Annotated in this window: 1 protein-coding gene; it reads right to left on the bottom strand. The window is 63.4% G+C overall.

The features are described from left to right. On the bottom strand, nt 1-720 hold a 720-nt coding region (locus tag EPD66_RS23770; RefSeq protein ID WP_255448629.1), incomplete at its 3' end, for a major capsid family protein. Nucleotides 721-777: the final 57 nt, after the last annotated feature.

Raw genomic sequence — 777 nt, forward strand, 5'->3', positions numbered from 1 at the left:
CGCGATCTCCAGCGGGCGGCCGTTCTTGTTGGCCGAGACGCATTGCTTGGACACATAGTCCAGGATCGAAATCGAACCGGCTTCGGAGACGGGGCGCACCAGCAGGGCGAAGCGGTCGGGCGCCAGGCGCAACTGGTCGGGCGCCACCACATAGCCGGCGCGCTTCCAGGCATGCTCGATGAACAGGTTGATGTCCTTGAGGATCTCATCGGCCGAGGCGGTGGCCCAATTCACCTGCATGTTGTAGGGCGCCACGGCGGGGTTGTTGATCAGACCCACCGCGCCGACCGACGTATCGCCGAGATAGACCATCTCGTCGGCATCCATCTGATACTTGAGCTTCATGCCCTCGTATTTCTGGGTATCGATGGGCCGGCCCAGGCGTTGGGCCTTGTTCAGCTCGATGGTCGACCAGCCCAGTTCGAGGCCCCAGAGATGCAAGGGCAGCGGATGCTTGGTGATGTCCAGGCCGATGCCCTGGATGGCCGTCGAATTGTCGCCGATCCAGCTCTTGCCGGCACCGGCGAAACCGGCGGCGGCGAAGTGGCTGCGCGTGAAGGACGCGGTCTCGTCCTCGATGGCGACGTCTTCGCGCAGGTCGATGTCGCGCTGCCAAGTGACCTCGGTCAGGGGCAGGTTGAGGGTAAGGTCGAGGCGCTCCAGCTCGCCAACCAAGAAGGCGCCGGCACTGTCTCGGGTGCGGTGATCGAAGGTGTACATAAGGAGGCTGCTCCTTAGAGATTGAAGGCGATTTCGGCGTTGCCGTCGGAGTCCTGG

The organism is Telmatospirillum sp. J64-1, from assembly GCF_006980715.1.
Lineage (GTDB): Bacteria > Pseudomonadota > Alphaproteobacteria > Rhodospirillales > Magnetospirillaceae > Oleiliquidispirillum > Oleiliquidispirillum nitrogeniifigens.